General features: G+C 38.8%; 8 protein-coding genes and 1 pseudogene. 6 read left to right on the plus strand and 3 right to left on the minus strand.

Annotated elements, in window-relative coordinates; translation table 11 throughout:
• Positions 1-117, plus strand: a pseudogene (locus JMX83_RS14565) (IS982 family transposase); the annotation flags it as partial.
• Between the two features lie 242 nt (positions 118-359).
• The gene (locus JMX83_RS14570; protein ID WP_201603239.1) at positions 360-2042 is read left to right on the plus strand and encodes an NAD-dependent malic enzyme; all 1683 of its coding nucleotides are present in this window, start codon (positions 360-362) and stop codon (positions 2040-2042) included.
• Positions 2043-2190: 148 nt separating this feature from the next.
• Here JMX83_RS14570 and JMX83_RS14575 read toward each other — a convergent pair.
• A protein-coding gene (locus JMX83_RS14575) for an IS3 family transposase (protein ID WP_201603242.1) occupies positions 2191-3356 on the minus strand; the annotation gives its coding sequence in 2 pieces (ribosomal slippage) (positions 2191-3098 and positions 3098-3356; 1167 coding nt in all).
• A gap of 62 nt (positions 3357-3418) precedes the next feature.
• Positions 3419-4180: a hypothetical protein gene (locus JMX83_RS14580; protein WP_201603245.1), complete on the minus strand. Its 762-nt coding sequence runs from the start codon at positions 4178-4180 to the stop codon at positions 3419-3421.
• Positions 4181-4424: 244 nt separating this feature from the next.
• Between JMX83_RS14580 and JMX83_RS14585 the strand changes: the two genes are divergently transcribed.
• From JMX83_RS14585 to JMX83_RS14600, 4 genes are all read left to right on the plus strand, one after another.
• The gene (locus JMX83_RS14585) at positions 4425-4673 is read left to right on the plus strand and encodes a hypothetical protein (RefSeq protein ID WP_201603248.1); all 249 of its coding nucleotides are present in this window, start codon (positions 4425-4427) and stop codon (positions 4671-4673) included.
• 257 nt (positions 4674-4930) lie between these two features.
• Positions 4931-5176, plus strand: a complete 246-nt coding sequence (locus tag JMX83_RS14590) for a hypothetical protein (RefSeq protein WP_201603251.1) — start codon at positions 4931-4933, stop codon at positions 5174-5176.
• A gap of 394 nt (positions 5177-5570) precedes the next feature.
• Positions 5571-5795, plus strand: a complete 225-nt coding sequence (locus JMX83_RS14595; protein WP_201603255.1) for a hypothetical protein — start codon at positions 5571-5573, stop codon at positions 5793-5795.
• 292 nt (positions 5796-6087) lie between these two features.
• Positions 6088-6264, plus strand: a complete 177-nt coding sequence (locus JMX83_RS14600) for a YdcA family protein (RefSeq protein WP_227675882.1) — start codon at positions 6088-6090, stop codon at positions 6262-6264.
• Between the two features lie 73 nt (positions 6265-6337).
• On the opposite strand, the gene JMX83_RS14605 is transcribed toward JMX83_RS14600, so the two are convergent.
• A complete protein-coding gene (locus tag JMX83_RS14605; RefSeq protein ID WP_201603258.1) occupies positions 6338-6712 on the minus strand; it encodes a hypothetical protein in 375 nt (124 codons plus the stop codon).
• Between the last annotated feature and the right edge of the window lie 227 nt (positions 6713-6939).

Below are 6939 nucleotides of genomic sequence, written 5' to 3' on the forward strand. Positions count from 1 at the left end.
TTATGGCATTTGTCTCATCGATTGATTCGTAAGATTCTGTCGCATAATCTGTGCTTTGTACTCAATAAAAAACTTGGTAACCCGCCTCTTCAGTTTGATTTGCTTATTTCAAGTTGAGAGTGGGGTACTTTTATAAGAGTATATATCCGCCATGTCGATTGGGCAATTGTTTATCAAGATAATCATATGTTGTCAGCGATTGGATACAAATCAGGATGCGATGCATAATGATAAACATCTCTAAAACCATACATACTTAAAAATATTTTGTTACATATTGTTAAATATTAGCCGATGCTATGTATAATGCAGCACTAGTACAGTTTTCATTCATATGCCCTTAAGAAGAAGATTTTATCATGTCAAATAAGCGTCCCTTATATATTCCCGTTGCTGGCCCCGCTCTTTTAGAGACCCCTTTACTCAATAAAGGAAGTGCCTTCTCAGCAGAAGAGCGCAATAGCTTTAATTTAACTGGGCTACTACCGCATAATATTGAGACGATTGAAGAGCAATCATTGCGTGCTTATCATCAGCTGCGCTCATTCACTAGTGATATGGACAAGCATATCTACTTGCGTAATATCCAAGACACCAATGAAACCTTGTTTTATCATTTGGTTGAGCAGCACATCGAAGAAATCATGCCGCTTATCTACACCCCGACAGTTGGTCAAGCGTGTGAAAAATTCTCGCAAATCTATCGCCGTAAACGGGGGCTATTTGTCTCATATGCTGAGCGCCATCAAATCGATGATATATTGCAAAATGCCACCAAACAAAACGTCAAAGTAATCGTTGTCACTGACGGCGAACGTATATTAGGCCTTGGGGACCAAGGGATTGGCGGTATGGGCATTCCAATCGGTAAATTGTCTTTATACACGGCGTGCGGTGGTATTAGCCCAGCGTATTGCTTACCAATCTTGCTAGATGTCGGCACCAATAATCAACAGCTCCTTGACGATCCTATGTATATGGGCTGGAGAAACCCACGTATTTCTGGCGATGAGTATAATGAATTTGTGGATTTATTCATTCAAGCCGTTAAGCGCCGTTGGCCAGAAGCATTATTACAGTTCGAAGATTTTGCACAGGAAAATGCCACCCCATTATTGAATAAGTATCGTGACCAGTTATGCTGTTTCAATGATGATATTCAAGGGACGGCTGCGGTATCGGTCGGTACCTTGATTGCTGCCTGCTTGAATAAAGGTCAAAAACTGAGTGAGCAAAAAATCGCATTTTTGGGAGCAGGATCGGCAGGTTGTGGTATCGCCGAACATATTGTTCGCCAAATGCAGCGTGAAGGATTGACTGAAGCGCAAGCACGCAGCCAAGTATTTATGGTTGATCGTTATGGCCTATTGACTGATAACATGACAGAGCTACAAAAATTCCAAGTCCCATTGGTACAAAAAGAATCCGCTATCGCACACTGGGATAAAAGTAACAAACTGGGCTTAGCGCAAGTAGTCAAACAAGCAGAAGTCACTGTATTGTTTGGTGTCAGTGGCCAAAAAGGTCTGTTTACCCAAGAAGTCATCGAAGCGTTATGCGCCAATACGGAACATCCAATTGTATTACCGTTGTCAAACCCAACATCTCGTGTAGAGGCAACCCCGCAAGAAGTGATGAACTGGAGTCGTGGCAAAGCCATCATTGCAACAGGTAGTCCTTTTCCTCCTACGACCTTCAATGGCCAGACTTTTGAGGTATCTCAGTGTAATAACAGCTATATATTCCCAGGTATCGGTCTTGGCGTTCTGGCGGCTCAGGCGACAATTATTAGTGATAATATGTTAATGGCGGCAAGCCAAGCCCTTGCAGATATCTCTATGGAGTACGAAAAAGTACCAGGTGCCATACTACCACCAATCAAAGTTATCAGAGAGATTAGTGAAAAAATAGCCTATGCCGTAGCAGTGCAAGCGGTTGAAGATAAGCTGGCACTACCTGATACCGCAGAAAATTTACAACGCCGAATAGAGGCAAACTTTTGGTTACCCGAATACCGTCACTATCGCCGTACTTCTTTTTAATATAGAAAAGATATAAAAAAAAGCCCAACACTGCGATATAAGTAGTGTTGGGCTTTTTTGCTTGAGCAAGCAGATGATGACTATGCTCGCAGAGATGCAAGATGAGCTATGCTGTCAAATCTGTAGACATTGACTTGGGAGATTTTACTTACGCAGCCTGACGATAAAAGTCAAACCACACCTGTCTTGGCGTTTTATAGCCCAAACCCTTTTGGATTCTAGTCTGATTGTACTCAAGCTCAATATATTTAGTGATATCACTGATGGCTTCGAACCTTGTTTTATAGTCTTCGTGATACACCAACTCATTCTTCAATACGCCCCAGAAGCTTTCTATTGGCGCATTGTCAAAGCAATTACCACGTCTGGACATTGAGCCCTTAAATCTATGTTTCTTAATGATCTTATGATAGTCATAACTACAGTACTGACTACCTCTATCAGAATGTAAAATCAAACCTTGACTAGGTCGTTTGTTCTTGATGGCCATATCAAGTGCACGGCAGACTAAATCTGCTGTCATGCGCTTGTGGATAGCATAGCCGACCAGCTCTTTAGTATATAGGTCTTTAACACCTGCTAAGTATAGCCAACCTTCATCTGTCCATATATAAGTGATGTCACTGACCCAAGCCTCATTAGGGTGATTGGCATTAAATTTCTGTTCTAGACGGTTTGGATAGATAAGCTTGTTATGGTTTGAGTTGGTGGTGACTTTAAAGCGATTGTGACGTCGGCATTTAATGCCGCACTCTTCTTTAATGCGTCTAACCATATATTTACTTATGGCATATTCTTGCCCTGTAAGGTAAGCATACAATCGCTCATAGCCATAGCGCTGCTTAGTCTCATCATGAGCCACGCGAACTAGCAACTCACACTGATTACGATGAATCTGCTGATTACTGATACCACGATTGATCCAGTTGTAATAGCTTGATGGCTTAACATCTAATACGTGACACATGCAGGTGATGCTAAATATTTTCTGGTTATCCTTGATAAAGACGTACTTCATCAACTGTGCTTCGCGAAGTACGCCGTGGCCTTTTTTAGAATGTCTCGCTCTTCTTGAGCAACTTTGAGATCACGTTTAAGACGTTTATTCTCTTCTAGTATAGCCATAATCTCAGGGTCATATCCTTTAGTACCGATTAGCTTGCCTTTATTAGCTTTGTTTTGCCAGTTAGATAATGTCTGCATAGCGATGCCAAGCTGCTTTACCGTTGCTGAAACATTGCCATCATTATCTGCTACCTTTTTAACGGCCTCTGCTTTGAATGCTGCACTATAGGTTCTGATCTTCTTAGTCATGATAAAATCCTCATTGAGTCGTTAGTTTACCAAGTTTGGTTCTACAGTTTTTTCAGCATAGCTCAATCTAAGCAAGGCTGAGTTGCGTAATTATTATTAACCATATCAAACTGACCTTGTTTGAAATAGCCATCTTCTTTTAACTTGGTAAGCGCGTCAATTCTAGGCTTCATCAGTGCAAACCATGATTTATAGTATTTTTCATTATTCCATCTATTGTCATCAATGTTACAGAATTTACTAGCTTCTACTTTGTACTGTTCATCTATCAACTTATAAATATCGCTGAATTCTTGCGGCTTCAGCTTTTCTTCTAGTCCATAGAGAAACTGCAGTATATCGACATTGGCAAACTTAAAGCGTACTGGGCCTGAAGCTAGTTTGTTGCCAGATACAATACCAAAGCGATCTTCTAGTCTGTGTTTTTGCTCGTCATTAAAAGCAGCTTGGTACCACCTTTTTAATCCGAAAAATTCAATTAAGCCACCATTAATATTCTGATCAATAGCAAAGGTTTCTGCCGGTGGTAAATCTGGTTTCGACTCAGAGGGCACAACTGATACTGGCGTAGGATCCGGTTGTGTATGGGCTTGTTGTACTGGTGCTTGTTGACGCTGTATAGCCTGTTGCGCAGCGGGGGAGTGTAAAGGCATGATAGCAGGGCTACTACACTGTCTACATCTCTTATTTTTACTACGCCATATTTCATAAATAACTGCTGGTACTATGGCGAACCACACAAGTATTAATGTAATAATTATGCTGCCAGCTACTTTAGGATTAGTTATTGATCCGCAGTTATTGCAATAAACTTTTTGTGCCATATCGCTCGCCTGAATATATAAATTAGTAATTTACTCGACTTTAACTGATTGGTAACTATTCGGCAACTGTTCACAATATATATTATGACCTTAATTAAATATGTAAGCACAAAAAAAACCGCTCAATAGCGGGTGAGTTTCTCAATGCCTCTATCTAAAACTTCCAAGTTTAAAAACTTATATTGCAAAAAATGAATTTATCTATAAAGTGTCGATTCGATTTAATAAACCATAAGGCTTAGCAATGATTATTGAACTAAAAGGTAGCGATTTGACTCAGGCTATGTTGGAGCGTGGCGATAGAATGGTATGGTGTGCTGTCAGTAATATTAGTGATAAGCATGCTATGGAAACGGTCGAGAATGGCTATTACGAGCTGTTGGTGCCTATCGTGTCTTTTGAGGATGGTTTTGTCTGTAGACAAGGTAATTCATGGCATCATGCTGTACCAGTTAAGAAGGTTGAGCTCACTCAGCAAGACGTAGGACTATAAAAAAATCTATATATAAATGACTGTTGCGTTCTATGTACATACTAGTATTGCAGTTTATGCTGATAAATATGCCGTTTATCCAATATCACTAGCCTATGATAATAAATTACTCTTATATTATAGTTGTAGGCACATCTAACTTCTGACGATCAGAGTGTAGTTACCAGCACAATGAGTCTAAAGATGGTCAAGTGACAGCTCCTTTAAGACCACTTGTTTAGCTTAATAGTCATCATTATTGATTAGGAGTTAGAGATATGGATACGTTAATAGTAGGTAGTGATTTAGCTCGTGCAATGCTCAAAAATGGCCATAAAGAAATATGGTGTGCGGTGAGTGATGAGAGCGATGAAAATGCTATGGAAGATCAAGTCGGCAATGATTTTACGTCTCGCATTGTAGCTTTTGAAGACGGGCAATTCTATTGTGAAGGTGGCATGCCTTGGAAGTATGCAGTACCAATTAAGATAGTTGCATTGACACGAGAGGCTATGGCAGTTTGAGAAGGCAGTGTTAGTCACCTAAGAAGGTTTTTGTTAGTAGTTAATAAGAACACCCGCTCAGATATAGGCGGGTGTTTGCATAACAGATAACTTTTATGTATATAAACATAAGTTTGTTATAAAGATAAAAACAATGCATAGCGCTATATCTTGAACTCGCGCTATCTATATTATTTTTTTCAGTAGTGTCTCTTAATGAAATTAAAATGGTTACTTAGTGAAGTTTATAATTCCTTAATTTCTCTTTGTACGTCAATAGTTTGAGTTGTCTAGATAGTTGTAGTTTGTTTCATGTTCAAATAAGTATCCTCGCATAATTCTTAACAGTTCCTATGTTGGCATTTGTCAGTAAGTGTTATATATTCCATCCAGTCAATTTCTGGAGGATAAGTTTATGATATGTGCTGGTGATAAGTTGGTGTGTACAGATGGGAATCCTTTTTTTAAAGAGGGATCGATATATACTGTTGGGGATATTTTGACTAGCGAGCTATTTGAAGTAAAAGTGGGTCCGAATGGTGAATACTGGTACGCCACAAAAGATAATGAAGGTATACGTGTTTCCTTCAATTCAAACGAAACAGCAATTAATGACGCTTACTTTAGCAAAGTAAAATAATTTTTTGAACGTAGACGAAAGCTCAAACCATCTTTGCTATAGAAGCATGGGTGGTTTTTTGCATTGTAAGGATGGTAAGTTTGTAATAACAAGTCTAGCCAGTCTAAGAAAGTTTATAGTGAATAGGCTGTGATTGTTCGAAATGTAATAAGAAACCCGCTCGACGCAGGTTATGGAGTTATAATTCCATCAATTCTTTATATAAATAAACATAAGTAAGATAATCGTTGCTAATAGAATAGGGCAGGGATACATTTTAAGCTTACGTCATTTACCTATTAAGGCTATTGCTATGAAGCTATTATCAGCGTTTTTCGTATCTATGTTAATGATGACGCCAGTAGTACAGGCGAATGCTCAGAACTACCCTTGTTCAAAAAGCATGGGCGGTGTATCGCATTGCAAAGATGGTAAGTTTGTCTGTAAGAATGGCAAGATTAGCCAGTCTAAGAAAGTTTGTAGTGGTTAGGGACTGGTTAATAGATAATAAAAAACCCTACTGATATAGCGGGTTTTTTATTGATAAGGCTCTATACTGAAGATCAGTAATCATCTTCATCAGCAAAATCATCGAAATCATCATCTCTTAAATCTGCACCTAACACTTCTATGTTGCTCTTAATAATACTAAAAGGACCTTCTGGGTTAGGGCCCTCAACCCATAATACGGAGCCTTGTCTATCAAGTCCTACTTCTAAAAATATTTTACCTTCTTCATTTGTAAACGGATGATATATGAATCCGATATACATTTGTATAAACAAATCATCGTGACGCTTTCCTGACTCTTCTAATGAGAAATCTTGTGCTAAAAACACATCTTCGAGGTCAGAAATATCATAATCTGAACCAAAATCGTTTTTATCACTAACATTTTCATCCCATTCGTAAACCACTTCACCTGTTATATTAGCCATTTTATTTGCTCTGTAGAAAAGAAAAATTAAGGTAGTCCAAAAATCAATACTCAATTAAAGGTAGTACCTGCCTAATTTACAACGAACTATAATATTAAGCTATTTGGTGGTGTATCAAAAAGTATGCTGGGGTAATAAAGGAAGGGTGACAGTCAAAGCAAGATGATATATTTGAGGTTATGAAGACACAAATACAGATCAATTGCCCCGACTGTCACAGTCTTAGT

Source organism: Psychrobacter piscatorii (assembly GCF_904846415.1).
Lineage (GTDB): Bacteria > Pseudomonadota > Gammaproteobacteria > Pseudomonadales > Moraxellaceae > Psychrobacter > Psychrobacter piscatorii.

What these genes read in the sequence shown, in the direction of transcription:
- JMX83_RS14570 (WP_201603239.1), top strand. Translation starts at nt 360, where the DNA reads ATGTCAAATAAGCGTCCCTTATATATTCCCGTTGCTGGCCCCGCTCTT.
- JMX83_RS14590 (WP_201603251.1), top strand. Translation starts at nt 4,931, where the DNA reads ATGGATACGTTAATAGTAGGTAGTGATTTAGCTCGTGCAATGCTCAAA.
- JMX83_RS14600 (WP_227675882.1), top strand. Translation starts at nt 6,088, where the DNA reads ATGAAGCTATTATCAGCGTTTTTCGTATCTATGTTAATGATGACGCCA.
- JMX83_RS14585 (WP_201603248.1), top strand. Translation starts at nt 4,425, where the DNA reads ATGATTATTGAACTAAAAGGTAGCGATTTGACTCAGGCTATGTTGGAG.
- JMX83_RS14605 (WP_201603258.1), bottom strand. Translation starts at nt 6,712, where the DNA reads ATGGCTAATATAACAGGTGAAGTGGTTTACGAATGGGATGAAAATGTT.
- JMX83_RS14595 (WP_201603255.1), top strand. Translation starts at nt 5,571, where the DNA reads ATGATATGTGCTGGTGATAAGTTGGTGTGTACAGATGGGAATCCTTTT.
- JMX83_RS14580 (WP_201603245.1), bottom strand. Translation starts at nt 4,180, where the DNA reads ATGGCACAAAAAGTTTATTGCAATAACTGCGGATCAATAACTAATCCT.